At 61.7% G+C, this 26962-nt stretch carries 24 protein-coding genes; 10 read left to right on the forward strand and 14 right to left on the reverse strand.

Annotated features, from left to right (window positions below; translation table 11 throughout):
* Nucleotides 1–12 precede the first annotated feature (12 nt).
* Entirely contained in the window at nt 13–159 is a 147-nt protein-coding gene (locus ACR9ZQ_RS19930) for a hypothetical protein (protein WP_439014447.1), read from the forward strand.
* Here ACR9ZQ_RS19930 and ACR9ZQ_RS19935 read toward each other — a convergent pair whose 3' ends face one another.
* Together ACR9ZQ_RS19935 and ACR9ZQ_RS19940 are read right to left on the reverse strand one after the other, a co-directional pair.
* Nucleotides 160–1032 carry a hypothetical protein gene (locus ACR9ZQ_RS19935; protein WP_481428622.1) on the reverse strand — a complete coding sequence of 291 codons (873 nt, stop codon included), beginning with the start codon at nt 1030–1032 and terminating at the stop codon, nt 160–162.
* Nucleotides 1033–1279: 247 nt separating this feature from the next.
* Entirely contained in the window at nt 1280–2218 is a 939-nt protein-coding gene (locus ACR9ZQ_RS19940) for a DMT family transporter (protein WP_481428623.1), read from the reverse strand.
* Between the two features lie 95 nt (nt 2219–2313).
* Between ACR9ZQ_RS19940 and ACR9ZQ_RS19945 the strand changes: the two genes are divergently transcribed.
* From ACR9ZQ_RS19945 to ACR9ZQ_RS19960, 4 genes are all read left to right on the forward strand, one after another.
* A complete protein-coding gene (locus ACR9ZQ_RS19945) occupies nt 2314–2601 on the forward strand; it encodes a hypothetical protein (protein ID WP_481428624.1) in 288 nt (95 codons plus the stop codon).
* Between the two features lie 68 nt (nt 2602–2669).
* Nucleotides 2670–3776, forward strand: coding sequence for a methyl-accepting chemotaxis protein (locus ACR9ZQ_RS19950; RefSeq protein ID WP_481428625.1), 1107 nt, complete (start codon nt 2670–2672; stop codon nt 3774–3776).
* A 186-nt stretch (nt 3777–3962) separates the two neighbouring features.
* Nucleotides 3963–6611 (forward strand): aminopeptidase N, encoded by a 2649-nt coding sequence (pepN, locus tag ACR9ZQ_RS19955; RefSeq protein ID WP_481428626.1) that lies wholly within the window; start codon nt 3963–3965, stop codon nt 6609–6611.
* A 204-nt stretch (nt 6612–6815) separates the two neighbouring features.
* On the forward strand, nt 6816–9131 hold the full coding sequence (locus tag ACR9ZQ_RS19960; protein ID WP_481428627.1) for a PAS domain-containing sensor histidine kinase: 2316 nt from the start codon (nt 6816–6818) through the stop codon (nt 9129–9131).
* 12 nt (nt 9132–9143) lie between these two features.
* Here ACR9ZQ_RS19960 and ACR9ZQ_RS19965 read toward each other — a convergent pair whose 3' ends face one another.
* From ACR9ZQ_RS19965 to ACR9ZQ_RS19980, 4 genes are all read right to left on the reverse strand, one after another.
* Complete coding sequence (locus tag ACR9ZQ_RS19965; RefSeq protein WP_481428628.1) at nt 9144–12101, reverse strand: bifunctional [glutamine synthetase] adenylyltransferase/[glutamine synthetase]-adenylyl-L-tyrosine phosphorylase; 2958 nt, start codon at nt 12099–12101, stop codon at nt 9144–9146.
* A gap of 81 nt (nt 12102–12182) precedes the next feature.
* Entirely contained in the window at nt 12183–13589 is a 1407-nt protein-coding gene (locus tag ACR9ZQ_RS19970; RefSeq protein WP_481428629.1) for a sensor histidine kinase, read from the reverse strand.
* Nucleotides 13586–14332: a response regulator transcription factor gene (locus tag ACR9ZQ_RS19975; RefSeq protein ID WP_029616368.1), complete on the reverse strand. Its 747-nt coding sequence runs from the start codon at nt 14330–14332 to the stop codon at nt 13586–13588. The genes ACR9ZQ_RS19970 and ACR9ZQ_RS19975 overlap by 4 nt, the downstream gene beginning before the upstream one ends.
* 135 nt (nt 14333–14467) lie before the next feature.
* Nucleotides 14468–16033 (reverse strand): Do family serine endopeptidase, encoded by a 1566-nt coding sequence (locus ACR9ZQ_RS19980; RefSeq protein WP_481428630.1) that lies wholly within the window; start codon nt 16031–16033, stop codon nt 14468–14470.
* Between the two features lie 242 nt (nt 16034–16275).
* Here ACR9ZQ_RS19980 and ACR9ZQ_RS19985 point away from each other — a divergent pair, with 242 nt between their 5' ends.
* The 4 genes from ACR9ZQ_RS19985 to ACR9ZQ_RS20000 are packed head-to-tail and all read left to right on the forward strand — an operon-like array spanning nt 16276 to nt 17948.
* Complete coding sequence (locus ACR9ZQ_RS19985) at nt 16276–16623, forward strand: ArsR/SmtB family transcription factor (RefSeq protein WP_310382751.1); 348 nt, start codon at nt 16276–16278, stop codon at nt 16621–16623.
* A gap of 40 nt (nt 16624–16663) precedes the next feature.
* Nucleotides 16664–17140, forward strand: coding sequence for an SRPBCC family protein (locus ACR9ZQ_RS19990; RefSeq protein WP_481428631.1), 477 nt, complete (start codon nt 16664–16666; stop codon nt 17138–17140).
* A 5-nt stretch (nt 17141–17145) separates the two neighbouring features.
* A complete protein-coding gene (locus ACR9ZQ_RS19995; RefSeq protein ID WP_310382747.1) occupies nt 17146–17562 on the forward strand; it encodes a VOC family protein in 417 nt (138 codons plus the stop codon).
* Nucleotides 17559–17948 (forward strand): DoxX family protein, encoded by a 390-nt coding sequence (locus ACR9ZQ_RS20000; RefSeq protein ID WP_310382745.1) that lies wholly within the window; start codon nt 17559–17561, stop codon nt 17946–17948. The genes ACR9ZQ_RS19995 and ACR9ZQ_RS20000 overlap by 4 nt, the downstream gene beginning before the upstream one ends.
* Nucleotides 17949–17991: 43 nt before the next feature.
* Here the strand turns inward: ACR9ZQ_RS20000 and ACR9ZQ_RS20005 are convergent, their stop codons facing one another.
* The 8 genes from ACR9ZQ_RS20005 to ACR9ZQ_RS20040 all read right to left on the reverse strand — a co-directional run bounded on the left by ACR9ZQ_RS20005 (nt 17992) and on the right by ACR9ZQ_RS20040 (nt 25382).
* On the reverse strand, nt 17992–18465 hold the full coding sequence (locus ACR9ZQ_RS20005; protein WP_481428632.1) for a cytochrome c-type biogenesis protein: 474 nt from the start codon (nt 18463–18465) through the stop codon (nt 17992–17994).
* A gap of 173 nt (nt 18466–18638) precedes the next feature.
* Nucleotides 18639–20633: a heme lyase CcmF/NrfE family subunit gene (locus tag ACR9ZQ_RS20010; protein ID WP_481428633.1), complete on the reverse strand. Its 1995-nt coding sequence runs from the start codon at nt 20631–20633 to the stop codon at nt 18639–18641.
* Entirely contained in the window at nt 20630–21184 is a 555-nt protein-coding gene (ccmE, locus tag ACR9ZQ_RS20015; protein ID WP_481428634.1) for a cytochrome c maturation protein CcmE, read from the reverse strand. Before ccmE ends, ACR9ZQ_RS20010 begins: the two co-directional genes overlap by 4 nt.
* Nucleotides 21181–22365: a c-type cytochrome biogenesis protein CcmI gene (gene ccmI / locus ACR9ZQ_RS20020; RefSeq protein ID WP_481428635.1), complete on the reverse strand. Its 1185-nt coding sequence runs from the start codon at nt 22363–22365 to the stop codon at nt 21181–21183. The genes ccmE and ccmI overlap by 4 nt, the downstream gene beginning before the upstream one ends.
* A gap of 99 nt (nt 22366–22464) precedes the next feature.
* Entirely contained in the window at nt 22465–22893 is a 429-nt protein-coding gene (locus tag ACR9ZQ_RS20025; protein ID WP_310377810.1) for a hypothetical protein, read from the reverse strand.
* 121 nt (nt 22894–23014) lie between these two features.
* Nucleotides 23015–24418, reverse strand: coding sequence for a sensor histidine kinase (locus tag ACR9ZQ_RS20030; protein ID WP_113324135.1), 1404 nt, complete (start codon nt 24416–24418; stop codon nt 23015–23017).
* Nucleotides 24408–25079, reverse strand: a complete 672-nt coding sequence (locus ACR9ZQ_RS20035; RefSeq protein WP_007818507.1) for a response regulator transcription factor — start codon at nt 25077–25079, stop codon at nt 24408–24410. Before ACR9ZQ_RS20035 ends, ACR9ZQ_RS20030 begins: the two co-directional genes overlap by 11 nt.
* A gap of 54 nt (nt 25080–25133) precedes the next feature.
* On the reverse strand, nt 25134–25382 hold the full coding sequence (locus tag ACR9ZQ_RS20040) for a hypothetical protein (RefSeq protein ID WP_113324137.1): 249 nt from the start codon (nt 25380–25382) through the stop codon (nt 25134–25136).
* A gap of 274 nt (nt 25383–25656) precedes the next feature.
* Between ACR9ZQ_RS20040 and ACR9ZQ_RS20045 the strand changes: the two genes are divergently transcribed.
* On the forward strand, nt 25657–26871 hold the full coding sequence (locus ACR9ZQ_RS20045) for an MFS transporter (RefSeq protein ID WP_481428636.1): 1215 nt from the start codon (nt 25657–25659) through the stop codon (nt 26869–26871).
* Nucleotides 26872–26962 lie beyond the last annotated feature (91 nt).

The following is a 26962-nucleotide window of genomic DNA, read 5'->3' on the forward strand; positions in this document are numbered from 1 at the left end:
AAGCAACGACCGATGTCAACAATTCTGATTTCACTGCTGCGCCACATCGACTCTTTCGAGCATATCCGTGCTGCCGTCTGCGCCGCGCACGAATATCGCCGCGAGCTTTGCGATGCGCCGTCCGAGGTCAAGAGCCCGGCTTCCGCCATCGCGCTCTGATCAGGCGCCTGCGCTCTCGAATCTTTCCTTGGCGGATTCGAAGGCTTCGTCCACATAGGCGAACTTGATCGCCTGCCAGCCGACATATTCCTTCAGGAAATCGCGCGACAGCCACAGTTGCGACTTCTTCGGCTCGTCGTACCAGCCGACACAGCCGCGCTGCGCGCCCTTGGCGAGTAGCCGCTGGAGATGTGTGCGCGACATCATGAAATCACCAGCAAGCGCGCGGGTTTCCACCTTGCCGATCGCCAGCCTTGCCGGATCGGATCCTTCGAGATCGAGCCGGGACATGAAGTGATCGATGACCATACCGCCCGCTTCCGTCCAGAGGAACAGCGCCACCTGTTCAGGCGGTTCGCGCCAGTTGATATCCTCGAGGCAGTTATAGGCAACACGCGGCTGGATCTGGCGGAAAAGCGTGGGATTTTCCTGCAGAAACGCCGCCCGGCTTCCACCATCGATGAGATCAAGCGCGCCGAGGTTGGAGTACAACCAGCCGAACATTGCCTGGTGGCTGACTTCGGCCGGCTCGAAATGGCGAGGACGGCGGCGTTCGTCACCGGGCGTATGAGTGATGAAGCGATAGGTGAAGAGCTCTTCGATGAAGGCAAGCACCGTGTTGCGGCTGGCGATCTTGTGCGCCGTGATCTTGCCGGTCAGCCGGACGGCGGTGAAACCCGAGGTCACGTCCCGCGGATCATATTCCAGATGCAGCGCATAGGCCGTCTGCGTCAGCAGCCAGCGTTGATGCGAGGCCAGCAGGCGCGCCAGCCGCGGCCCCGCATCAAACATGCAGCGCATTTGCCCGGCCAGGAAGCGAATGCTCACTACAAAAGAAGGATCCCGCGCCAGTTGTTCCGCCGTGAACGCCATGATGCTTTTCCTCAACCCTCGCTCGCAAGCCAGCGTTCGGAGCAGCGATACCGAAACTCCCCCGGCATCTATGGCCTATCGATTATGCACGGCTTTGAATAAATGAAAGTAATTCACTTTCATAACCATATTTTTGCGAAAAGCGATATCCCAAGATTTCACCATTCCATTCTCTTTTGAGGGGCGGATGGCATAAATTTTCAATCAGAGCGATAAAAAATTCGCCTTGCGATATAGGTTCAGCCGCTCAGGATTGCGGCGCACCGGCTTTTCGCGCTTCACGGCGCTCAAGGCCAAGCTGGTGCTCGCGGTAGATGATGAAGATGCCGGCAGCAATGACGATCACCGTGCCGAAAAGCATCGTACTGCTCGGAACGTCGCCGAAGACATAGTAAGCGACGATGCCGCCAAGCAGGATCGAGCTGTATTCGAAGGGAGCGACGGTGGAAACATCCGCATGCCGGTAGCTCTCTGTCAGGAGGATTTGCGCCACACCGCCGCAGAAACCGGCAGCGATGAGGAAAAGAGCCGAGGACCAGTCGAGCAGAAGCCAGCCGAAGGGGACGGTCGCAAGCGAGAAGACCGAAGCGGTGATCGAGAAGTAGAGCACGATCGTCGCCGTCTTCTCTTCCTCCACGAGCCGGCGCACCTGGATCATCGCCATGCCGCCGAGCACGGCCGACAGCAGCACGCAGAGTGCACCGACCGCCTGTTCAGCCGCCATGCCGCCCTCCCGGAACAGCGTGAGCTTCGGCCAAGAGATGATGGCGACACCGATGATGCCGAAGCAGACGGCGCTCCAGCGATAGACGCGCACCGTCTCTCCCAAGAAAACCGCCGCGAAAATGACGGCGACGAGCGGCGTGGCATAACCGAGCGCGATCGCCTCCGGCAGCGGCAGATGCAGAAGCCCGTAGAAGCCGAGCCCCATCGAGATGATGCCGAGCGTGCCGCGCTTCAGATGGCCGATCGGATTTGCCGTATAGAAGGCAGAGCGCAGCTGACGCCGGTAGCCGAGATAGGCCATGATCGGAAACAGCGCGAAGAAGGAGCGGCAGAAAGTCACCTGCCCCGGCGGAATATCCGACCCAGCCAGCTTGATGAATGTCTGCATGGCCAGGAAGACCACGACCGACGAGACTTTCAGCGCAATGCCTCTCATCGGGTTTCTGAGAACCGATTCCATGATCCAGGCTCTTATGCGGGCATGCCGAGCGGGGGAGACGCGTTCGACTCGAACGCAGCGGACGATTTTTTTATCGTAACCGAAGAAATGCACCGGTGGGAAAAAATCTGCGCGCAGTAGAGCGCCGTGCATCCATTCGGACGCACAAAGGACGCTCCAACTCTTGGAATCTACGTATCAGGCTTTCCGAAAATCGATTCCGATTTTCGGCCGATGCTGTGGGCAGCAAGTATTTACCCGCTTTTTATCTGCCGCTTTTCTGTGCAATTCCGGTTTTTGATGAAAAAACTTCGCGTTTTACACTCATTCGCCCGAAAATGTTCACATCTGCAGCCGTTGCGTTAACCGGTTGCAAACCATGCCGCCGCATCGTTCCCAGCTAATTAATCATACAAAAGAATCGCATTCGTTCCGCAGCCCGTCGCCTCAGATTATTTTCAGGATCTTTTTGATGAAGCCGCTCAGCGCAGAGATCGTTTCCCAGTCGCAGAACGCAACACCCCGCTCGATGCGTGTCGTCACCGATGGCATCAGCACGGATCTGGAGCGCTTCAGCGCCGACAACACCAGCATCGTCAAGCAGATCAAGCTGCTTGCCATCAACGCGCTGATCGAGGCGGCCCGCGCCGGCGAAACCGGCAAGGGCTTTGCCGTCGTCGCCAATGAAGTGCAGCGGCTGGCGCAGATCGCCACCGAGATCACCAACAAGTTCGAGAGCAATGTGCTGGGGCGCATCGGTCTCAGCCGTGCGATGGCGGATTCGCTCGTCACCGAGATGGAAGGCGTGCGGTTGACCGATCTCGCGCAGACGCTGGTTCAGCTCATCGTGCGCAACCTCTTCGAACGCACCGCCGACGTGCGCTGGTGGGCGACGGATCCGGCGCTCTGGCAGGCATTGCAGGAGCCGGAGAAGGACCGGGTCGCCTTCGCAGCCGAACGGCTCGGTGTGATCAACCGCTTTTATACTGTTTATCTCGACCTCGTCATGACCGATCTCTCCGGCCGGGTGATCGCATCGGCAAACCCGACCTTCCAGCGCAAGATATCAGGTTCGTCGCTTGCCGGGGATCCCTGGTTCAGGGCCGCGGCGAGCTGCGCTTCCGGCGACGACTATATCGTCGATGAAGTAAAACCGAGCCTTCTCCACGACCAGCGGCATGCGCTCGTCTATGCGACCGGCATCCGCGAAGGCGGCAAACTCGACGGCAAGCTCCTGGGCACGCTCGGCGTCTATTTCGACTGGCAGAATCAGGGGCAGGCGATCGTCGAGAAGGAAGCGAACCTGCCGCCTCAGCTTGCGGAAAAGACCACCGTTTTGCTGCTCGACGGCGCAAGCCGTGTGATCGCCAGCACCAATCCGGCCATGCTCTTCACTCATTTCGCACTCGCCAACCAGACCGGCCAGCCTAAGGGCAGTTATTACGACAATAACGGCTCCATCGTCGCCTTCGCGCGCACGCTTGGCTACGAGGATTATGACGGGCTCGGCTGGTATGGCGTTGTCATCCAGCAGACGGAAAGCGACGCCGAGATCAAGACTGCACTCAATCTCAAATAGCAGTCTTCTCCTTTCAGCTGCACATGCACGACAATTTGACCATAATAATTTGGCTGTGAACTTCGTGTTCGCAGCCGATTTGCTTTAACTTTAGTTCAGACTTTAATGTAATTATGGCGGCCAAATTTCAGCAGAGTGCGCCCGCCTCTATATTCGGCCATTGTCTAATAAAGGTCTTCACGGAACATGCGAACAGATACCGGTCAGGTCATCAATCTGGCAGACTACCGCCCAACCGATTTCGTGCTGGAACGCGTCGACCTGACTTTCGAACTGGATCCGACAGAAACAAAGGTGGAAGCGCGGCTGATCTTCCATCGCCGCGAAGGCGCCGATCTTTCCGCTCCCCTCATCCTCGATGGCGACGAGCTCAATCTTTCCAGCCTTCTCTTCGACCAGAACGAACTGGCGCCGGAACGCTATACGGTAACGCCCGAAAGCCTGACCATCCGCGACCTGCCGGAAACGGTGCCTTTCGAAGTGACCGTCACCACGATCATCAATCCGGAAGCCAATACGCAGCTGATGGGCCTTTACCGCACCAGCGGCATCTATTGCACGCAGTGCGAGGCCGAAGGCTTCCGCCGCATCACCTATTTCCCCGACAGGCCGGATGTACTGGCGCCCTATACGGTCAATATCATCGCCGACAAGGATGCCAACCCGCTGCTCTTGTCGAATGGTAATTTCCTCGGCGGCGCCGGTTATGGTCCCGGCAAGCATTTCGCCGCCTGGTTCGACCCGCATCCCAAGCCGAGCTATCTCTTCGCACTGGTCGCCGGCGATCTTGGCGTCGTCGAAGACACGTTCACCACGATGTCCGGCCGTGAGGTCGTGCTGAAGATCTATGTCGAGCATGGCAAGGAGCCGCGCGCAGCCTATGCGATGGACGCGCTGAAGCGTTCGATGAAGTGGGACGAGGAAGTGTTCGGGCGCGAATACGATCTCGATATCTTCATGATCGTCGCCGTTTCCGACTTCAACATGGGGGCCATGGAGAACAAGGGCCTCAACATTTTCAACGACAAATACGTGCTCGCCGATCCCGAGACGGCGACCGATGCCGACTACGCCAATATCGAGGCGATCATCGCGCATGAGTATTTTCACAACTGGACCGGCAATCGCATCACCTGCCGCGACTGGTTCCAGCTTTGCCTCAAGGAAGGCCTGACTGTTTATCGCGACCACGAATTCTCCTCCGACCAGCGCTCGCGCCCGGTCAAGCGCATTGCCGAAGTGCGTCACCTGAAGTCCGAGCAGTTCCCGGAAGACGGCGGCCCGCTCGCCCATCCGGTGCGCCCGACCAAGTATCGCGAGATCAACAACTTCTATACGACGACGGTCTATGAGAAGGGCAGCGAAGTCACGCGCATGATCGCGACCCTGCTCGGCCGCGAGACCTTCAAGAAGGGTATGGACCTCTATTTCGATCGCCACGACGGCCAGGCCGTCACGATCGAGGATTTCGTCAAATGCTTCGAGGATGCAAGCGGCCGCGACCTCGCGCAGTTCTCGCTCTGGTACCATCAGGCCGGCACGCCGCTCGTGACCGCATCTGGCACCTATGATGCAGGCGCCAAGACGTTCAGCCTGTCACTGGAACAGATGATCCCCGCGACACCCGGCCAGCCGACCAAGGAGCCGATGCATATTCCGCTGAGCCTCGCGCTCTTTGCAGAGGACGGCTCCAAAATCGAGCCTGTTACCGTCGACGGCGCCGAATATGCCGGCGAGGTGCTGCATCTTACGGCGCGGACACAGACAGCCGTCTTCCACGGTATCGGCTCGCGCCCGGTGGTTTCGATCAACCGCAGCTTCTCTGCGCCGATCAATCTGCATTTCGATCAGAGCCCGGCCGATCTGGCGCTGCTCGCCCGCTATGAGACGGATCATTTCGCCCGCTGGCAGGCGCTGACGGATCTGGCGCTGCCGAACCTCCTGAAAGCCGCCCGCGATGCTCGCGAGGGTGCGCCGATCGTCTGCGAACAGACCTTCGTCGATACGCTGATTGCGGCGGCTGCCGATGAAAGCCTCGAGCCTGCCTTCCGCGCCCAGGCGCTGGCCTTGCCGAGCGAATCCGACATCGCCCGCGAGCTCGGCAGCAACATAGATCCCGATGCCGTCCATGCCGGCCGCCAGGCGATCATGAAGCAGATCGCCGAAGCCGGCAAAGCCACCTTCGCGGCCCTCTACGACGCGATGACCACACCGGGCGAATTCAACCCGGATGCCAAAAGCGCCGGCCGCCGCGCGCTGCGCAACACCGCCCTTACCTATCTCTCCTATGCCGAGGGCAGCCCGGCTCGCGCCAAGGCCGCCTTCGATGGCGCCAACAACATGACCGATCTCAGCCATGCGCTGACGATCCTCGCCCATCGCTTCCCCGACAGCGCAGAGGCCAAGGCGGCGCTCGAAACCTTCCGCAGCCGTTTCTCGGAAAATGCGCTCGTCGTCGACAAGTGGTTTGCGATCCAGGCCGGCATTCCCGGACCGGGCGCGGTCGATCGCGTCAAGGCACTGATGGAAAACCCGCTCTTCAAGCGCACGAACCCGAACCGCATGCGCTCGCTGGTCGGCACGTTCGCCTTCGGCAATCCGACCGGCTTCGGCCGCGCCGACGGCGAAGGCTATCGTTTCCTCGCCAGCCAGATCCTCGACATCGACCAGCGCAACCCGCAGCTTGCTGCGCGCCTGCTGACCTCGATGCGTTCCTGGCGCTCGCTGGAATCGGCCCGCGCCGATCATGCACGCTCGGCACTGATCGAGATCGAACGGGCGGCCAACCTTTCGACCGATGTCCGCGACATCGTCGAGCGCACGCTCAAGGGGTGATTTTCCGCAAATGATTTGCCGCCTAGCTGTCTTCCACCCATGGGGCAGCTAGGCCCGCCATCGGCGAATCCCTCCGAAAAACCAGCAATTCCAAATGGTTAATAAATTTTTACCGCCGGCTCTGGACAAGGCGAATCACGCATGATTCTCTAGGTGTAGTTCGAGCGAGCGGCGCGCGAATCACACGAGGGATTAGGTTCAGAGATGATGGACGTGCGGCGGGCAACCGCGGCCGAAGGACGGCTGCGTGTCGATTTTGGCGGGCTCAAAGCCTGGCGCGACAGCCTGTCCGGACAGACCGCAAAAGCTCCTGAGCCATTGCTGCGCCACCTGCCAAAGGCAGAGCTTCTCCTGAAGCGCACGATTCCTGTTCTCATCGTCGCCTTCCTTGCTGTCGTTGCGGCCTCGCATTTCTTCGGCATGGTCAGCGAATATAGCCGCATGGAGGCCTCCGCGCGGCATGCAACGGCGCTTTCGGCTGCAACGGCGGCCGCCGTCTTTGCCGATGCGACCGATCTCTTCGATGGCGGCAGTGCCGCAGAGGCGCAGGCGCGCCTTGCGAAATTCCTGCCGCAGGATCGGCTGGAAAACGGCGCCTTCGTGCTGCTGGTGCAGGCAAGCGGCAAGGTGTTTGCGGCAACGACGGCTGGTGCCTCCTATATCGGCGCCGATGTCTCGGCCCTCTTCCCCGAAATCTCTGCGATCCGCCGCTTCGGCGACCGCACGGATGTCATCGAAACGAGCATCGGCGGCGAGCTCCATTATGCCGAGATCTCCCTGATGGGCACGGCGGGCGGCTATATCGTTTCCGCCACGTCGCTCAACGAGATCAACCGTCTCTGGCGCGAGGAGCTGACGCTCAACGTCACACTGTTTGCCGGCATCTCGTCCATCCTGCTCGTCATCCTCTACGCCTATTACATGCAGGTGAAGCGGGCGCGCGATGCCGACGACATCTTCCTGGAATCCAATCTCAGGGTCGAGACGGCGCTCTCGCGCGGCCGCTGCGGCCTCTGGGATTTCGATTTCCACAATCGCGAATTCTTTTGGTCGCGCTCGATGTACGACATGCTCGGGCTTGCCGGCTCCGACAAGACGATGGGCTTTGCCGATGCGGCACGGCTCATGCATCCGGAGGATAACGGCCTGCACGAGATCGCCCGCGCCGTCGCCAAGGGCGATTCCGGCCAGGTCGACCAGATCTTCCGCATGCGCCACGCGAGCGGCCACTATGTCTGGATGCGCGCTCGCGCCCAGGTGATCCGCGGCCATTCCGGCCGCGTGCACATGATCGGCATCGCCATGGACGTGACCGAGCAGCATCGCTTGGCCCAGCGCTATGCCGAAGCAGACCAGCGTCTGGCCGATGCTATCGAGTGTACTTCGGAAGCCTTCGTGCTGTGGGACAAGAACGACCGGCTCGTCATGTGCAACGCGCATTTCCAGCAGGCCTACGGGCTTCCGGACAGCGTGCTGGTGCCCGGCACCGAACGCACGGTCGTCCATGCCGCGGCTGCACGGCCCGTCATCGAGCGGCGCATTGCCGATGCGGACGGTTCCGGCTATTCACGCACCACGGAAGTGCAGCTCGCCGACGAGCGCTGGCTGCAGATCAACGAACGGCGCACCCGTGACGGCGGCCGCGTATCGGTTGGCACCGACATCACGCCCTTGAAGCGTCACCAGGAGCGCCTGCGCGATTCCGAGCGCCGACTGATGGCGACGATCAACGATCTCTCCGCTTCCCGCCAAACGCTGGAACTGCAGAAGGCCGAGCTTTCGACCGCCAACTCCAACTATCTGGTGGAGAAGGAACGCGCGGAAGCGGCAAACAAGGCGAAGTCGGAATTCCTCGCCAACATGTCGCATGAGCTGCGCACGCCGCTCAACGCCATCCTCGGCTTCTCGGAAATCCTGCAAAACCAGATGTTCGGCCCGCTCGGCTCGGCCAAGTACAATGAATATGCCCGCGACATCCACGACAGCGGCAAGCATCTCCTCAACGTCATCAACGATATCCTCGACATGTCGAAGATCGAGGCCGGCCACATGCTGCTGTCGCGCGAGCCCACCGATCTTGCGCCGCTTATCGAGGAAAGCCTGCGTTTCACCGCCATTCCGGCCGCTGAAAAGAATATCGTCATCGAGCAGCGCATCTCCTCGGGCATGACGCTTATGGCCGACCGCCGCGCCATGAAGCAGGTGCTGCTGAACCTGCTCTCCAATGCCGTGAAATTCACCAACGAGGGCGGGCGCATTGCGGTTCGCACCCGCCGCGTCGCCGATGGCGTCATGGTCACCATCGCAGATACCGGCATCGGCATCCCGCGCGCAGCGCTTATCAAGATCGGCCAGCCCTTCGAGCAGGTGCAGAGCCAGTATGCCAAGAGCAAGGGCGGCTCCGGCCTCGGCCTCGCCATCTCCCGTTCGCTGACAAGCCTGCACGGCGGCAGCATGAAAATACGCTCGCGCGAGTCGGTCGGAACGGTCATCTCGCTGCGTATTCCCGATCACGCCTGAGGCAATCCGGTCCTACGCCTTCACCACCGTCTGAAGGACCTTACGGACCGCCTTGGAAAGCCGCTTTACTTCGCCCTCCAAAGTCTTGATGTCAGGGCAGTCTCCGGCCCGGCAGACGAGCTCGGTCAGGCCCGCGGGTGCTTCCTTGGGATCGAAGAGGCTGTCGATGCAGAGCCGGATCAGTTGCGAAAGTTCTGTGTAGAGCGCGAAAGCTTCAAGGCAGGTATCGAGATCGGCGGAGGTCATCAACTTGTCGCCGAGCGTCTTCAAAGCGGCACCGGTAGTGAGGCCGTTGATCTTGGTCTCGACACCCTTTGCCGGCGCGATCAGGGCCAGATATTGGGCGATGAATTCGATATCGATCACGCCGCCCGGAATGAGCTTCAGATCCCAGCCATTTTCCGGCGCCTTTTCCTTTTCGATCAGCTCGCGCATCTCGGCGACGTCGTGGGCGACCTTGGCGATATCGCGCTTTGTTGAGAGCACGTCAGCAATGATGCCTTCCGCCTCGCCGACCAGGCTTTGGTCGCCGCAGATCAGCCGGGCGCGCGACAGCGCCATATGCTCCCAGGTCCAGGCCTCTTCGCGCTGGTATTTACCGAAGGAATTGATGCGGGTGGCGACCGGTCCCTTGTTGCCCGAGGGCCGGAGCCGCATGTCGACTTCGTAGAGCACGCCTTCGGCGGTCGGGGCTGAGAAGGCGGCAATCAGGCGCTGGGTGATGCGGGTAAAATAACGCGTCGCGTCAAGCGGCTTTGCACCATCGGATTCAGCGGCGGCATCGTCGTAGTCGTAGAGCAGGATGAGATCGATATCGGAGCCTGCCGTCAGTTCGAAGCTGCCGAGCTTGCCCATGCCGGCAATCGCAATCCGTCCGCCGGGATAATTTCCGTGTGCAACGCGGATCTCGTTCATGACCGCGTCGAGGGCGGCTTCAATGATGAGATCGGCGAGATGGGTGAAGGCGCGCGCGGCCATGTCGCCATTGATTGCGCCTGTCAGCAGGCGGATGCCGATCAGGAAGCGCTGCTCCGACGCGAAGATGCGCAGCCGGTCCAGCACTTCTTCATAGTGCCGGGCCTGCATCAGCGAGGCCTTCAGCCGCTCGCCGAGATAGGCGCGCGTCGGCAGCTCGGCCATCAGGCCGGGGTCGAGCATGCCGTCGAAGACATGCGGGCGGGCGGCGATAACTTCTGCGAGCTTCGGTGCCGAGGACATGATGTTGACGATGAGGGAGAGCAGCGCCGGGTTGCTGCCAAGCAGCGAGAAGAGCTGGATGCCCGACGGCAGGCCGGAAATAAAGCTGTCGAAGCGCAGCAGCGCCTCGTCCGCCCGCTTGCTTTCGCCGAAGACGCGCAGAAGCCCGGGCGTCAGCTCCGTCAGCCGCTCGCGCGCCTCGACCGATTGCGTGGCACGGTAGCGGCCGTAATGCCAGGTGCGGATGATGCGGGAAATATCCGAAGGGCGTTCGAAGCCGAGTTTCCTCAGCGTCTCCAGCGTATCGGGATCGTCGCCCTGGCCGGTAAAGACAAGATTGCCTGTCCCAACGGAGAGCTTGGTTTCCTGCTCGAAGAGATCGGCATAACGGCGCTCGACCGTCTTCAGCACCTCCACCAGCCGCTCGGAAAAGCTCGGCGTATCGGTAAAGCCCATCAGGAAGGCGATGCGTTTCAGCTCGGCATCAGTCTCCGGCAGAAGATGGGTCTGCTCGTCGCGCACCATCTGGATGCGGTGCTCGACATCGCGCAGGAACCAGTAGGCTTCGGTCAGCTCGTCTCGGGTTTCCGCGTCGATCCATTTTGCCCTGGTGAGTTCGGCCAGCGTCTCCTCGGTGACGCGGGAGCGCAGAGCCGGCATGCGCCCGCCGGCGATCAACTGCTGGGTCTGCACGAAGAATTCGATCTCGCGGATACCGCCGCGGCCGAGCTTGACGTTGTGGCCTTTCACGGCGATTGCGCCATGGCCCTTGTGGGCATGGATCTGCCGCTTGATGGAATGGATGTCGGCAATCGCCGCATAATCGAGATATTTGCGGAAGACGAAGGGAGCGAGGCCGCGCAGGAACTGCTGGCCAGCCGCGATATCGCCGGCAACCGCACGGGCCTTGATGAAGGCGGCCCGTTCCCAGTTCTGCCCCCTGCCCTCGTAATAGATCATGGCGGCATCGACGGGGATTGCGAGCGGCGTGGAGCCGGGGTCCGGCCGCAGCCTGAGATCGGTGCGGAAGACATAGCCATCCGCCGTGCGCTCCTGCAGGATGCGCACCAGCCTCCGCATCATGCGCGGGAAGATCTCGATCGCATCATCGGGGTCGGGCACGATGCCGGCCTCTTCATCGAAGAAGATGACGAGGTCGATATCGGAGGAATAGTTGAGTTCGGAGGCGCCGAGCTTGCCCATGCCGAGAACGATTACGCCGGAGCCTTCGCTGGGAGCGGCGATATTTTTCAGCTTGAGCTTGCCGCTTTCATGTGTCGACAGCAGCAGGTGATCGATGGCGGCCTCGACCGAGGCCTCGGCAAGTTCGCTGAGCCAGCCGGTTGTTGCGCGGCCGTCGAAGATACGGGCGAGATCGGCAAGGGCTACGAGGAAGGCTACCCTGCGCTTGACGATGCGAAGCCTCGTCATCACCTGGCTTTCGCCGGGCGTACTTCCTTCGCTGTCCGGTTTCCAGCAATCGCGCGCTTCTGCAATCAACGCTTCGATCTGCGGCTCCAGCGGGTCGCTGATAGCGGAAGCAAGGATTGCCGGATCGAGATTGGCGATTTCGCGCAGGTAGGGAGAGAGCGTCAGGACAGCGGCGATAAAGTCGCGCAGCGGCCCCTCGGCTTTCAGCATCTCAGCCACGACAGGCTCGCTCTTGCCGATATCCTGCAGGTCGGCAAGCGCCGATTTCAGTTCCGCCTGGCTCAGCGGCCGCAGGAGTCCTTCAGCGACATCCTTCAGGCCGTGGTTCGATTTCGTCAGCATTTGCTCTCCCTGCCATGCCGCAATGCGACTTTAAACTAGGGTGTGAAAGCGAAAGCGCCAATATGAAAATCATTAGGAAAATCAGGCGGCCCGTGCGGGGAAAACCATGCTGACGGTCAGGCCTGGGCGCTGCGCGTTGCCGGAATCCGTATCCGAAAGCTCGAGCGTGCCGCCATGCAGCTCCATGATCGCCTCGACGAGAGACAGGCCAAGACCGGTGCCCGGCTTCGAGCGGCTTTCATCCAGGCGCACGAAGCGCTTCACTACGTCCTCGCGCCTGTCAAGCGGCACGCCCGGGCCGTGATCGGCGACGGAGAGGCAGATGCCGTCAGGGCGGCGGCTGAGCTTCACCGAGACGGCGCCTGCCCCTTCGGTATCGGCGGAATATTTGATCGCATTGTCGAGCAGATTGAAGATCGCCTGGCCGATCAGCTCGCGATTGCCCTGGATCTCGATGCTGGGCTCGATCTCCGAGGTCAGCACCATGCCCGCCTCATCGGCAACAGGCTCATAGAGTTCGGCGCTGTCGGCGACGATGGCGGAGAGCTCGATCGGCGACATTTCGGCGGCGACGGAACCGGCCTCCACGCGGGAGATCATCAGCAGCGCATTGAAAGTGCGGATCAGCTGGTCGGATTCTGAGATGATGCCTTCGAGCGCGCCGCGGCGCACCTCGCCGTCCTCAATGTCGAGCGCATCGGCGGCCTTGTTGCGCAGGCGCGTCAGCGGCGTCTTCAGGTCATGGGCGATATTGTCCGAGACCTGCCGCAAACCTTCGTTCAGCTTTTCGATGCGTTCCAGCATGTTGTTCAGCGAGACGGAAAGTCGGTCGAATTCGTCGCCCGAGCCGGCGACCGGCAGGCGCTGCGAGAGATCGCCGGCCATGATCTTCTTGCCGGCGTCCGACATGCGGTCGATGCGTTTCAACGCGTTGCGGCCGATGCCGAACCAGATGATGATGGCGCCGAGGCCCATGATGGCGAGCGCGATCATCAGCGCCTGGCGCACCAGCACGCGGAAGCGTTCCGGCTCGCCGAGGTCGCGACCGATCAGCACGCGCAGGCCATTGTCGAGAACGAAGATGTTGGCAATCGCCGTATGCCGCACCACGCCGCTATCGGTATAGCGCTGATACATGAAGGGCACCGAGGTCCAGCCCTGCTCCTCGAAAACACCCGGCTGCACGGAGGCGACGTTGCCGGCAAGGATGTCACCCGAGGGGCCTGCGATAAGATAGAGATTGGCGCCCGGCTGACGGGCGCGGCGCTCCATCGTGCGCAGAAGCAGGTTCATGCCGCCGGCATCATAGGCGCGCTGGACCTGCGTCACCTCCTGGGCGACCGCATCGCGGATCTGGCCGGTCAGCAGCCGCTCGGACATCGCCGTCACATAGAAGACGAGCGTTGCAGCGCAGATGGCGAAAAGCAGGATATAAAGTGCCGAAAGGCGGACTGCGGTGGACTTGAAGAGAACCCGGAAACGGCTCATCCCTCATCCTTGATCATGTACCCCGCACCTCGGATCGTCTTCAGCAGCGGCTGGCTGAAGTCTTTCTCGATCTTGGAGCGCAGGCGCGAGACATGCACGTCGATGACATTGGTCTGCGGATCGAAGTGGTAATCCCAGACATTCTCCAGAAGCATGGTGCGGGTCACGACCTGACCGGCATTCTTCATCAAATATTCCAGCAGGCGGAATTCGCGCGGCTGCAACGGGATTTCCTTGCCGCCGCGGCGAACCTCATGGGAAAGGCGGTCGAGCTCGAGATCGCCGACGCGATAGACGACATCCTGATCCGGCGTGCCCTTGCGGCGGCCGAGCACTTCGACGCGGGCAAGCAGCTCACTGAAAGCGTAGGGCTTCGGCAGATAATCGTCGCCGCCGGCGCGGAGACCCGTCACGCGGTCGTCGACCTGGCCGAGGGCCGAAAGAATGAGAACGGGCGTGTGGATGCCCTTGCGGCGCAGCTCGCTGATAACGGAGAGACCATCGCGGCGCGGCAGCATGCGGTCGATGACGATGACGTCGTAAGTATTCTCCGACCCCATGAAAAGACCGCTTTCGCCATCGCTTGCATGGTCGGCAACGATCCCGGCCTCACGAAAGGCTTTCGTGAGATAGACCGCCGCTTCGAGATCGTCTTCGATAATGAGAATCTTCATGCGGCCGACATTACCCGCCGGTTGCTTTTCGGCAAGGCTCAAAGCGTCTTCCTGTTGGGGGGAGGTCATTGCGGGCGTCCTTCATAATTGAAGAATTTGGCATAATTGAAGAATTTGGCAGCTGTGAAGAATTGGTCAGACTTGAGGCGTTGGAGCCGCGCGGCATTTGCGCCTGCACGGCTCCGGCATTCTGAGGCCAGAAGATCAGCCCTGGCCGTTGATCGGAAGGGCGACGAAGCGGCTGCCGTCCTTCGACTGGATCTGGAACAGCGCGCGGGTGCGGCCGTCCTTCTTGGCCTGGTTGATGACGCGGACGACATCGTCGGCGCTGGAGACATCCTGGTTGTTGACCGAGGTGATCGTCTCGCCTTCCTTGATGCCCTTGTCGGCAGCATCCGAATTCGGATCGATGCCGGTGATGGCGAGGCCCTTGCCGTCATCCGACGGGCCGACCGTCAGGCCGAGATCAGCAAGCGCCTTCTCGGAAGCCGGCGGCTGGACCTGGTCCGGCTGGCCGTTGTCGTCACCAGCGGAAGCCTGCTGGTCGGCCGGCAGCGTGCCGAGCTCGACAGTCACGGACTGGGCCTTGCCGGAACGCCATACCGAAAGCTCGACCTTGCTGCCCGGCGTCATCGCGCCGATACGGCGGCTGAGATCGCGGGCATCCTTGACAGGCTCACCATTGACGGCAGTGACGACGTCGCCAGTCTTCATGCCGGCCTTCTGGCCCGGCGTGCCTTCCTGAGCGGAGACGACGAGAGCGCCATTGGCTTCGGAGAGACCGAGGGAGTCGGCGATATCCTTGGTGACCGGCTGGATCTGAACGCCGAGGTAGCCGCGCGAAACGGTACCGTCCTTCATCAGGTCGGCAACGACATCCTTGGCGGTGGAGGCGGGAATCGCGAAGGCGATACCGACACTGCCGCCCGACGGCGAGAAGATCGCGGTATTGATGCCGACGACCTGACCGTTGAGGTTGAAGGTCGGGCCACCAGAGTTGCCGCGGTTCACGGCTGCGTCGACCTGGAGGTAATCGTCATAGGGGCCGGAGCCGATATCACGGCCGCGGGCCGAAACGATGCCGGCGGTGACCGTGCCGCCAAGGCCGAAGGGGTTGCCGACGGCGACGACCCAGTCACCGACGCGGACCTTGTTGTCATCGGCCCAATTGACATAGGTGAACTTGCGGCCCTTGCCATCCACCTTCAGCACGGCGAGGTCGGTGCGCGGGTCCTTGCCGATCAGCTTGGCATCAAGCTCGGTGCCGTCGTTCATGACAGCAACGAATGCGGAGCCGTCGGAAACGACGTGGTTGTTGGTGACGATGTAGCCATCTTCAGTGATGAAGAAGCCCGAGCCCTGAGCGACCGGACGCAGACGACCCGGGCCGCCCGGCTGGCCGAAGCGGCGCTGCTGGTTCTGACCCTGGTGGCCCTGGCCCTGTTCGCCGAACTGACGGAAGAACGGCTTCAGAGCGTCAGGCAGATCGTCAAAGCCGCGACCGTTGAAATCGAAGGAGAAACCGTCGCCATCATCAGAGGCCGGCTTGACGCGGCTTTCGACGCGAACGGAAACGACGGCCGGGGAAACGGCGTCAACGACATTTGCAAAGCTCGGAACCGAGGGGGACTGGACATTGACAGCCTCGGCATAGGAACGGGAGATCTCGACAGGGATACCGGTTGCAAGAACGGCGGCTGCCAGACCTGCAACGGTGGATGCCTGAAGCACCGTTTTGAGGGACGGACGTCCGCGGAAATTTTTCAGCATAAGAATACCTTCTTTTCTTGTTCAGACCTTCGTTCCGGCGGTGCCGGATCAGTTATGACCGAGATATAGGACGCCGCACCTTACTACGAACTGTCCAGCCCATGAAAAATTCGTAATGTACCAATATTCTTTTGGTTGCATGCCGAAGGGCGAGATTAATTCACCAAACCGCATTTAACCGATCGGTTGACAATCGAGGTCGTGCCCTGTATTTAACCATTGAGTTACATACGAGGCCCATCATGCAAACCGACACTTTGAGCGCCGCTTTCGCAGCCCTCGCAGACCCCACACGCCGGGCGATCATCGCGCGGCTGGCCGAAGGCGAAGCTTCGGTCAACGAACTCGCCGCCCCCTTCGAGATGAGCCTTCCGGCGGTCTCGAAACATCTGAAGGTGCTGGAAAAGGCGGGGCTCATCAGCCGGGGCAAGGAAGCCCAATGGCGACCGGCCAGGCTAGAACCGATGGCGATGAAGAGCATTGCCGACTGGCTGGAGCAATACCGGCGGTTCTGGGAATCGAGCTTCGACCGGTTGGATGGCTACCTACAGAAGATCCAGAGAGCGGACGACAGCGGCCCACGCAACTGAATGTCGACCCCGCATTTTTCAATCACGATAGGGGAATATCATGGCCGATCAGCTATCGCGCCCCACATTGCATATGCAACGGATATTCAATGCACCGCGTGCCCTCCTGTGGGCCGCCTGGACCCGGCCGGAAATGGTCGTTGCCTGGCTCGGCCCTGTCGAATGGCCGGCGGTCAGCGTCGTGCAGGATCTGCGCGTCGGCGGCGCCTATCGGGCCTGCCTGAAGAACGCGGAGGACGGTCGTCTGCTCTGGCAAAACGGCGTCTACCGGGAGATCGAGGAGCCCTCGCGTCTCTCCTTCACCTTCCAATGGGAGGGATCGCATGAGGATGGCGAACCGGTCGTGACACTCGTGACCGTTGTCTTCGAGGAACTGGCCGATGGCCGCACGCGGATGGATTTCACCCATGCGGACCTGAGGTCCGAGGAGAGCCTTACCGGACACAGACATGGCTGGGAGAGCACCTTCGGCAGGCTGGAAAGCTGGATTGCAACTCAAGGAAATCAGAGGGAGTGAGGACCATGAAACTCGTAACGAATCTCGTCTTCAAAGGCGAATGCCGGCAAGCCTTCGAATTCTACGCAAAAGTGCTCGGCGGCAAGCTGACAGGCATGCACACTTTCGGGGAAGCGCCCGGCGACATGCCGATCGATCCGTCCTTCAAGGACAAGATCATGCATGCCTGGCTCGATGTCGGCGACCAGTCCCTGATGGGCTGTGACGCCCCTCCCGGATATCAGGAGGACATGGGCGGCTTCAGCGCCACCTATCACAGTCAGGATGCGGCGGAAACGAAGCGTGTCTTCGAGGCGCTGTCGGAAGGCGGCAAAGTGACCATGCCCTTCAACGCGACTTTCTGGTCGCCGGGCTTCGGCATGTTCACCGATCGCTTCGGTACACCCTGGATGGTCAATACGATTCCGGCGGATCAGCGATGAACGATAAGGCCATGATCTGGACCGGTCGCGTGCTGACCGGGCTTTTCGCGCTCTTCATGCTGGGCGCATCGATCGCCCCCAAGCTTCTTGGCCTGCCGATTGCCGAGGAAACCATGACCCAGCTCGGATGGCCAAACGGCTATGTGCTGATGATCGGCCTGATCGAGCTGACCTGCCTCGTGCTCTACCTCATCCCGCAGACGAGCGTTTTCGGTGCGGTGCTGATGATGGGGCTGCTCGGGGGTGCCATGGCCACGCAGATCCGGGCCGGAAGCCCGCTCTTCAGCCATATCCTGTTCAGCATCTATCTCGGGCTGTTCATGTGGGGCGGCTTGTGGCTGCGCGATCCTGCCGTCAGGGCGCTCTTTCCCTATCGAAAGGCGTGAGGATCAACCAATCCGCCGTGGTTTGTCGCGGCGGAATGGTTTCCTATTTTTCCAGCAACTCGGCGAGCTTCGCCTGCTCTTCGTCCGTGAGTTTGCTGCCGGTGGGTTTGCCTACCCGCTTGCGGGCGAAGACGATGAGCGAGGCCCCGCCGGCGAGGATCAGCAGCACGGGTGCGCCCCAGAGCAGCAGCGTTCTGGCGCTGAAGCGCGGTTTGAGCAGCACGAATTCGCCGTAGCGCGAGACGATGTAGTTCAGCACCTGCTCGTCGCTGTCGCCATCGGTGATGCGCTCGCGCACCAGCAGGCGCAGGTCCTTGGCGAGATCCGCATTGGAATCGTCGATCGACTGGTTCTGGCAGACCATGCAGCGCAGTTCGGCCGACAGTGCCCGCGCCCGGGCCTCGAGGGCGGGGTCGGTGAGCATCTCGTCCGGGTTGACGGCGAAGGCGGACAGGGGCGTGAAGAGGACGAACAGGATAATGAGGAGCCGGGAGAGCAGAGACGAGATTTGCGACATGCGCCGAACCTCTCCTCCCCTCATTCCTGTGCTTGTCACAGGAATCCAGCCACGGCGCGTCCGCGCCGTGAATGAATCTACGCCGTCGTTGAGTGAGTCTCTTGTGCCCAGGGACTTGGGCGCGCTGGATTCCTGTGACAAGCACAGGAATGAGGGAGATGGGGGACGGCGCATCATTCCGCCGGCTCCATGGCAGGTGCCGCCGGCTTCGCCTTTGCTTTCCTGCTCGGCGCACCGACACGCAGGCGCCGGTCGCTGAGCGAGACGAAGCCGCCGAGGGCCATGATCAAGGTTCCAACCCAGATGCAGAGGATGAAGGGTTTCCACCAGATGCGCACGACAATGCCGCCGTCATGGGTGGCGTCACCCAGCGAGACATAGAGCTGGCTGAGGCCGAAGGTCAGGATACCGGCTTCCGTCGTCGGCATCTGCCTTGCGGTATAGAGCCGCTTGGCCGACCAGACATCGGCGACTTGCGCGCCGCCGCGGCGGATCGAGAAATGGCCGCGGTCCTCGGTATAGTTCGGACCGGTGGCCGGCTGCATGCCGTCGAAGACGATGCTGTAGCCGCCGGCATCCGTCGACTGGCCCTGCTTCATCTCGACCACATGTTCGGTCTGGAAGGTGGTGACCGCGACAATGCCGAGCACGGTGACGCCAAGCCCGGCATGGGCAAGTGCGGTGCCGAAGGCCGAGCGCGGCAGGCCGGAGAACCGGCGCCAGGCGATATCCGCCTTCACCTTGCCGATACCGGCGCGATACCAGAGGTCGGCCACCGCACCTAAGATCAGGAACAGGCCGGCAGCAAGGCCGAGCACGGCCATGACCGGGCCGCCATGTTCGAGATAGAAGAAGACCAGCGCTGCGACGAAAGCGAGACCGGCAACAACGTACAGCCGCTGCAGGGCGCCGAGCAGGTCGCCGCGCTTCCAGGCAAGCAGCGGCCCGAAGGGCACGACGATCAGAAGCGGCGCCATCAGCAGGCCGAAGGTCAGGTTGAAGAAGGGCGGCCCGACGGAGATCTTGTCGCCGGTCAGCGTTTCCAGCACCAGCGGATAGAGCGTGCCTGTTAACACCGTGCCGCAGGCAACCGTCAGGATCAGGTTGTTGACGACGAGCGCCCCCTCGCGCGAGATCGGCGCAAACAGGCCGCCGGCCGACAGAAGCGGGGCGCGGAAGGCAAAAAGCGACAGCGCCCCGCCGATGAAGATCAAGAGGATGCAGAGAATGAAGACGCCGCGGCTCGGGTCGCTGGCAAAGGCATGCACCGAGGTCAGGACGCCGGAGCGCACCAGGAAGGTGCCCATCAGCGACAGCGAGAAGGTGAGGATGGCCAGCAGCACCGTCCAGATCTTCAGCGCCTCGCGTTTTTCCATGACGAGGGCGGAATGCAGGAGCGCCGTGCCGGCAAGCCAGGGCATGAAGGAGGCATTCTCCACCGGATCCCAGAACCACCAGCCGCCCCAGCCGAGTTCGTAATAGGCCCAGTAGGAGCCCATGGCGATGCCAAGCGTCAGGAAGGTCCAGGCGGCCAGCGTCCAGGGCCGCACCCAGCGCGCCCAGGCGGCATCGATGCGGCCATCGAGAAGGGCGGCAACGGCAAAGGAGAAGCAGACGGAGAAGCCGACATAACCGAGATAGAGAAGCGGCGGATGGATGGCCAGCCCGATATCCTGCAGCACCGGGTTCAGGTCCTTGCCCTCGGCGGGAGCCGGATCAAGGCGGACGAAGGGATTGGAGGTCAACAGGATGAAGAGGATGAAGGCGACCGAGATCCAGGCCTGGACGGCGAGAACATTGGCCTTGAGCGTATCCGGCAGATTGCGGCCGAAGACGGCGACCAGCGCGCTGAACAGCGAAAGGATCAGGAGCCAGAGCATCATCGAGCCCTCGTGATTGCCCCAGACGCCGGAATACTTGTAGATCAGCGGCACCAGCGAATGCGAGTTCTCCCAGACATTCTGCACCGAGAAGTCGGAGACGACATGGGCATAGGTGAGCACGCCGAAGGAGAAGGCGACGAGGGCAAAGAGCAGGACGGAACCGAGCGGCGCCACATCCATCATCGCCTGATCGCCGCGCCGCGCACCGATCACGGGCACGACCGACAGGACGATCGCGGTTGCGAGCGCCAGAACCAGTGCATAATGGCCGATCTCGATGATCATGGCGTCGCCCTTGTCTCTCGCGCCTGGACTTCCTGGCCCTTGGCTTCCTGAGCCTTGGCCTCGCCCTTGGCTTCAGCACCTTGCGGCACCTCACCTTGCGATGCCGGGCCCTTGCCCTCTTCCCACAGGCCCTGAGCCTTCAGCCTGTCGGCCACTTCCTTGGGCATATAGGTCTCGTCATGCTTGGCAAGCACGGTATCGGCGGTGAAGACAGTGCTGCCCGTCTCGAAGGCGCCTTCGGTCACCACCCCCTGCCCCTCGCGAAACAGATCCGGCAGAATGCCCTGGTAACGGACGTTGACGATCTGACCGCTCGGATCGGTCACTGCAAACCGCACGACAGAACCTTCGCCGCGCATGACGCTGCCCTCGCCGACGAGGCCGCCGAGGCGGATGCGGGTGCCGGGCGCCACCGGCGTCTTGGCGAGATCACCCGGCATATAGAAATAGGCGACCGACTGGCTGAAGGCGAACATCACGAGCAGCACCGCGACAAGGATGAAGCTCATGCCGCCGGCAATCACCGTCAGGCGTTTCTGCTTGCGCGTCATTCCCTCAATCCTTCCGTGGCCCTCAATCCTTCCGTCGCGATGCCGAGTTCCTTTGCCAGCGCGAGCAGCTGCCTGCCCTCGTCGCCCGATGCCGGGAAGGCGGCAAGCCCCCGCTTCAAGGCGCCGGCGGCGCGATCCTTGTCGTTCAATACGGCGTAAGAGCGGACAAGACGCATCCAGCCCTCGAAATTATCAGGATCGGCAGTCAGTTTGGCATCCAGGCTTTCCACCATGCCGCGGATCATCTGCTGCCGGTCGCCGCTATTCAGATTCTCGGCTGCCGCCACATCCTCCGCCGTCGGGCCGCCCGGAACTGACGGTCGTGCGGCAGGCTTGGCTTCCGGCTCGGCTGCAGGGGCGACCGCCGTGCCGCCGTTCCTGGCGATATGCTCGTTGACCAGCGGCAGCCACGGTGCATCATCAGGCGATTGCCTGGCGAGATCCTCGAAGGCAGTGCGCGCCTGATCCGGTTGGCCCGCCTGCTCCAGGCTCAATGCAACATAAAACCGCGCACGCGGGTTGTTCGGCTCAAGCGCCAATGACTGTTCCAGCACCTTGCGCGCATCTTCCGTCACCACGCCTTCGGCCATCGCCATCAGCGTTTCGGCAAGGCCGTCGAGGCGAGCGGGGCTTGGGCCAAGCAGGCGGATGGCGTTGCGATAGGCGGTCTCGGCATCGGAAATGCGCATGGTGCTGAAATAGATCGGCGCCAGCACATCCCAACCCTTGCCGTCACCAGGGTTCTGCGCCAGATGCCGCTCCGCCTTGGCCACGAGAACGGCCATATCATTGCCGGGATTGGCAAGCCGGGCTTCCAGCGGCTGGGACGGCAGGTCGGGCCTGCCGGTATTCATGTAAAGACAGAGCCCGATGACCGGCAGGAGCAGCACGATGAAGGCTTCGGTCAGGCGGTGATGCCTTGCAGGCTTGCGTTCTTCGGCAGGAGCAACACCGGAAACGGCGATCAGCCGGCGGCCGATCTCCGCGCGGGCGTAATCGGCCTCGTCGGCACTGATCAGGCCGCCCGAGAGATCCCTGTCGAGTTCACGCAACTGGTCGCGATAGACGGCCGCTTCACCGGCGCGCGTATCCTCAGCCGCCTTCGCCCCACGCAAAAGAGGGTAAAGCAGAATGGCGGCAACAGCCGCCGTCAGGACGGCCACGAGAATCCAGAACAGCATATCGGCCCAATTACTTGAAGCGCGCCCTCATTCCAACTGCCAATGCCGGAATGACGAAGATTTGAGGCTTTTGGCCGCAAGGATAACGAGCAAGGCCACTCAGCCGAGCGGCGACCAGGTGCCGTTTTCATTGCGACAGGCAGCACCGCGCGCCAGCGTATTCTTGCCATCGACCGTCACCGTATGGGTGTACTGACGGCAGTTCTGCGAGCCGACCTGATAGGGTGCTGCCGCCACGACGCTGCCATTGGCATCGCGACCAGTCCAGGTCACCGGCTGCCCGACGGCTGCACCTTCCAGTGCGCGGTATTCGGCTTCCAGCGCCCGCTGCTTGTCGCTGTCATCAAGCTCTACGCCGGTGCGTCCGACGATGCCACCCTGTAAGGCGGAGATGAAAGCGGCCGAAGCCGGGGGCTTGCCGCCGCCAAAGAGCCCACGCGTTGTGGCTCCCTTCGTCGTCGTGCAGCCAGAGAGCGCAACGGCGACGAGAAGGGAAGAAACGATCATGCCTTGCGAACGTAGAGTCATTGCAATCGAACCACGATCAGGGGTGTCAAAACGAGCCGATCGAAGTGCAGCGTCCCCGTGTCAGCATTAAGGCAAAGCATGCTATACATTTGCCACTATCTTTGTGACATCAAGCAGTTGCTCATGCAACATCCTTTGTCACACCTGGCAGGATAAGCTTGGCTTTCAGTCCGCCCCACTCCCCGCGCGTGAGTTCCAGGCGGCCCTGGTACTCGTTGGAAATTTCGGTGACGATCGAGAGGCCGAGGCCGGTTCCGGGCTTGCTCTCATCCAGACGCCGACCGCGCTTCAGCGCTTCGCGGATCTGGTCAGGCTCCAGGCCGGGCCCATCATCCTCGACGGCAAGCTCCACCCAATGTTTTCTGGCACTGGCTTCTGTTCCCTTCACGTCATCGCCGGCTTCGACCGCCGAGAGGCGCACCTTGCTCTTGGCAAAACGCGCGGCGTTTTCCAGCAGGTTGCCGACCGTCTCCTCGAGATCCTGCTGCTCCATGGCGACGGCCAGATGCGGCGGCTGGACAATCAGCTCGAATTCGGTATCGACATTCAGGCGACGCATGACGCGCACCAGCCGCTCGAGCGCCGGTTCGGCATCGGTGCGCGCGAGCACGGATTCACGCTGGGCGGCAATACGGGCGCGGTTGAGATAGGACTGTACCTGCCCCTGCATGGCTTCGGCCTGATTGCGCACCAGGTCGCCATGCGATCTCTCAAGCACACGCGCTTCATTGAGCAGCACGGCGATCGGCGTCTTCAGGGAATGGGCAAGATTGCCGACCTGCATGCGCGCCCGCTCGACGATACGGCGGTTGCTGTCGATCAGCGCATTGACCTCATTGGCAAGCGGCAGGATCTCGCGGGGGAAATCGCCCTTCAACTGCTCGCTTTCACCGGCGCGAATGCGCTCCAGGGCGGCGCGCGCCTTGTCGAGCGGCTTGAGGCCATAGAGAATGGCAAGCGCATTGACGATGAGACTGCCGACGCCGAAGCCGGCGAGCGCCAGATAGAGCCGGTGGGAGAAGTTGCGGACGTCGTCTTCCACGACATCGACATTGCCTGTCACGCGGAAGCGCGCGGCACGACCGTCGGTGTCGAGCACGACTTCCGTCTCGGCCACCTGCACGCGGTTCCCGGAGGCGTCCGTCACCTGATAATAACGCTCGTAATTCTTGTCGAAGGGTGCTTCCACGACCGACAACACCGGGATCGTCGCGGAGCCCAGCGAAGGCGAGACGAGCGGCGCGGTCGTATAGGTGCCGAGCGGTTCGACCACCCAGTACCAGCCGGTCTTCGGCTGGGCGAAGCGCAGGTCGCCGAGCTGCGGGCTGCCCGACAGGGCACCCTGATCGCCAATCGTGACGGAATTGATGACGTTATAGAGCTGGGCGCGCAGCAGGTCCTGAAAGCCGCGCTCGGCGCTGCGTCTGTAGAGCGTCGAGATCAACAGGCCGATCACCACCAGCGCCACCGTCGACCAGACCGTGGTCAGAAGCAGGACGCGTGCGGTAAGCGACTTAATTCGCATTGGTCGGCGCTTGGATGCGGTAACCGAGACCGCGCACCGTTTCGATCAGATCGACGCCCATCTTCTTGCGCAGGCGGCCGACGAAGACCTCGATCGTATTGGAATCGCGGTCGAAATCCTGATCGTACATATGCTCGACCAGTTCCGTGCGCGACACCACCTCGCCCATGTGATGCATGAGATAGGCAAGCAGGCGGTACTCATGCGAGGTGAGCTTCAGCGCCACGCCGTTGACGATCGCCTTCGAGGTCTTGGTATCGAGCCGCACCGGGCCGCAGACGATTTCGGAGGAGGCATGACCGGCCGCGCGGCGGATCAGCGCGCGGATGCGGGCGAGCACCTCCTCGACATGGAAGGGCTTGGTCACATAATCGTCGGCGCCCGCATCGATGCCGGCCACCTTGTCGCTCCAGCGGTCACGGGCGGTCAGGATCAGTACCGGCACGGTGCGGCCGGCGCCGCGCCATTTTTCCAGAACGGTCACGCCGTCCAGTTCAGGAAGGCCGATATCAAGAATGATGGCATCATAGGGTTCGGTATCGCCGAGGAAGTGACCTTCCTCGCCATCGAACGCCTGATCGACGACATAACCCGCCTCTTTCAGCGTGTCGCTCAGCTGCCGGTTCAGATTGACGTCGTCTTCGACTACCAGAATGCGCATCGCTTCGCCTTCATCCGCTGCAAATCACTGATGTCATGAATAAGCCGATTCCGCCTACATCGGAACCTTTACCGTCACCTTGCGCGGACGCTGGCCATTGCCCTGAACGAGAACGGTGATGATGCAGGCATTGCCCACCGGCTGCACGGAAAGAAGCTGGCCGCCCGTCTCTTCCACGACCTGCTGGGCTGCGGCGCTGCAATCGCCCGCCACACGCAGGACAAGCGTGTGCGTATCGTCCGGTGAGGGCGCCGAAACCGCCAGGCCGGCGGCCAATGCTGCGACGCTCAGAGGAGAGGCCATGTGCTGTGCTTTCAATGTAATGCCAACTTGTCCCGAATATGTACTCACGCGACCTGAATGGCAAATGAATGCACGGTAACGCAGGTTTTTTAGAACAATTCTCGACTATTGCGCGAAATATACGTGATTTCTGAATGATGCCGCTAAGGCCTTCTGCCACTGCGAGAATCCCGACACAAGGCAAATCCGTACTGGATTTGTTCGATCAAGCCTTTCACCATCTGGTTGAAACTGCTATCGCTCGGCCGCCTTCATCCATTTCATTTTCGAATCCATGCAAAAATCACTTTCGCTTCGTACGGCGCAGACAGTTGGCGTGCTCGCAGTCACCCAGCTTATCGGCTGGGGCACCACTTTCGATATGCTCGGCGTCATGGGCCGCGTCATCGCGCCTTCGCTGGGGCTGCCGAACGAAGTGATCTTTGCCGGTCTGACCCTCATGATGGTTGTCAGTGCGTTTGCCGGTCCGACGACAGGGCGCTGGCTCGGCCGCTATGGCGCGGCGAAGGTGCTGGCCGGCTCGTCGATCACATTCGCGATCGGCCTGCTGCTGCTCGCCGCCGCCACCAATATCGTCATGTATGCGGCTGCCTGGGTCGTCATCGGGCTTGGCGGCGCACTCGGTCTTTCGGCACCCTGCTATACGGCCGTCGTGGAGCGCGAAGGAGCGAACGGCAAACGCGTCATCGCCATCCTCATGCTGTTCACGGGTCTGTCGGCCACCATCTTCTGGCCGATCCTGACGCTGCTCAACGAGAATTTCGGCTGGCGTATCACCTTCGTCGTCAGCGCCTGCCTGCAGTTCTTCGTCTGCCTGCCGCTGCATCTCTTCGGCCTGCCGAAGCCGGTTGCGAGCCACACGCAGGGCACCGCCGCCGAAACACCGCCGGTAGAGCTTTCGCCTGCCGACCGGCGCAAGGCCTTCCTGCTGATTGCCGTCTCCACCACACTCTGCACCTTCATCACCTTCGGCGTCTCGCCGTCATTGCTCGAAATCTTCCGCCAGTCCGGCGCATCGCCGGCCCTTGCACTGCAACTCGGCTCGGCCCGCGGCGTCATCGGCATTTCGGCACGCGCGCTCGACATGCTGCTCGGCAAGCGCGGCAATCCGATCCTGACATCGGTGATGGGCGTCAGCCTGATGCTGTTCAGCTTCCTGATGCTCTTCATCGTGCCGCCATCGACGCCGCTGCTCGTCACCTTCGTGCTGCTCTACGGCTTCGGCTCCGGCGTACTGGCGGTCGCCCGCGCGCTAATGCCGCTCGCCCTCTTCTCGGCCAAGGAATACGGGCTGCAGGCGGCGCGCCTGTCGATGCCGCAGAACCTTGCCAATGCCATCGCACCCGTCATCTTCACCGCCATCCTCGATCGTGTCGGCGCCGGTCCGACGGTCATCACCTGCGCGGTGCTTGCAGCCATCGCAATGGTTTTCGTGCTGATGCTGATGGCACTGGTGCGCAGCGCAAGGCCGAGCGTGCAGCCGGCCTGACCGGCGACAAAACTGAGAACCAGCACTGTGCCTTCAGGCAGAGGAGGTTCCGGTCATTCAGCATCAAGAACTGCCAAGCCGTTAAGCTTCT

The organism is Rhizobium sp. KNZ14-9A (assembly GCF_056755015.1).

Bases quoted from the DNA above. Each gene is read 5' to 3' on its own strand.
- ACR9ZQ_RS19930 (WP_439014447.1), top strand. From the start codon at position 13: ATGTCAACAATTCTGATTTCACTGCTGCGCCACATCGACTCTTTCGAG.
- ACR9ZQ_RS19935 (WP_481428622.1), bottom strand. From the start codon at position 1,032: ATGGCGTTCACGGCGGAACAACTGGCGCGGGATCCTTCTTTTGTAGTG.
- ACR9ZQ_RS19940 (WP_481428623.1), bottom strand. From the start codon at position 2,218: ATGGAATCGGTTCTCAGAAACCCGATGAGAGGCATTGCGCTGAAAGTC.
- ACR9ZQ_RS19950 (WP_481428625.1), top strand. From the start codon at position 2,670: ATGAAGCCGCTCAGCGCAGAGATCGTTTCCCAGTCGCAGAACGCAACA.
- pepN (WP_481428626.1), top strand. From the start codon at position 3,963: ATGCGAACAGATACCGGTCAGGTCATCAATCTGGCAGACTACCGCCCA.
- ACR9ZQ_RS19960 (WP_481428627.1), top strand. From the start codon at position 6,816: ATGATGGACGTGCGGCGGGCAACCGCGGCCGAAGGACGGCTGCGTGTC.
- ACR9ZQ_RS19965 (WP_481428628.1), bottom strand. From the start codon at position 12,101: ATGCTGACGAAATCGAACCACGGCCTGAAGGATGTCGCTGAAGGACTC.
- ACR9ZQ_RS19970 (WP_481428629.1), bottom strand. From the start codon at position 13,589: ATGAGCCGTTTCCGGGTTCTCTTCAAGTCCACCGCAGTCCGCCTTTCG.
- ACR9ZQ_RS19975 (WP_029616368.1), bottom strand. From the start codon at position 14,332: ATGACCTCCCCCCAACAGGAAGACGCTTTGAGCCTTGCCGAAAAGCAA.
- ACR9ZQ_RS19980 (WP_481428630.1), bottom strand. From the start codon at position 16,033: ATGCTGAAAAATTTCCGCGGACGTCCGTCCCTCAAAACGGTGCTTCAG.
- ACR9ZQ_RS19985 (WP_310382751.1), top strand. From the start codon at position 16,276: ATGCAAACCGACACTTTGAGCGCCGCTTTCGCAGCCCTCGCAGACCCC.
- ACR9ZQ_RS19990 (WP_481428631.1), top strand. From the start codon at position 16,664: ATGGCCGATCAGCTATCGCGCCCCACATTGCATATGCAACGGATATTC.
- ACR9ZQ_RS19995 (WP_310382747.1), top strand. From the start codon at position 17,146: ATGAAACTCGTAACGAATCTCGTCTTCAAAGGCGAATGCCGGCAAGCC.
- ACR9ZQ_RS20000 (WP_310382745.1), top strand. From the start codon at position 17,559: ATGAACGATAAGGCCATGATCTGGACCGGTCGCGTGCTGACCGGGCTT.
- ACR9ZQ_RS20005 (WP_481428632.1), bottom strand. From the start codon at position 18,465: ATGTCGCAAATCTCGTCTCTGCTCTCCCGGCTCCTCATTATCCTGTTC.
- ACR9ZQ_RS20010 (WP_481428633.1), bottom strand. From the start codon at position 20,633: ATGATCATCGAGATCGGCCATTATGCACTGGTTCTGGCGCTCGCAACC.
- ccmE (WP_481428634.1), bottom strand. From the start codon at position 21,184: ATGACGCGCAAGCAGAAACGCCTGACGGTGATTGCCGGCGGCATGAGC.
- ccmI (WP_481428635.1), bottom strand. From the start codon at position 22,365: ATGCTGTTCTGGATTCTCGTGGCCGTCCTGACGGCGGCTGTTGCCGCC.
- ACR9ZQ_RS20025 (WP_310377810.1), bottom strand. From the start codon at position 22,893: ATGACTCTACGTTCGCAAGGCATGATCGTTTCTTCCCTTCTCGTCGCC.
- ACR9ZQ_RS20030 (WP_113324135.1), bottom strand. From the start codon at position 24,418: ATGCGAATTAAGTCGCTTACCGCACGCGTCCTGCTTCTGACCACGGTC.
- ACR9ZQ_RS20035 (WP_007818507.1), bottom strand. From the start codon at position 25,079: ATGCGCATTCTGGTAGTCGAAGACGACGTCAATCTGAACCGGCAGCTG.
- ACR9ZQ_RS20040 (WP_113324137.1), bottom strand. From the start codon at position 25,382: ATGGCCTCTCCTCTGAGCGTCGCAGCATTGGCCGCCGGCCTGGCGGTT.
- ACR9ZQ_RS20045 (WP_481428636.1), top strand. From the start codon at position 25,657: ATGCAAAAATCACTTTCGCTTCGTACGGCGCAGACAGTTGGCGTGCTC.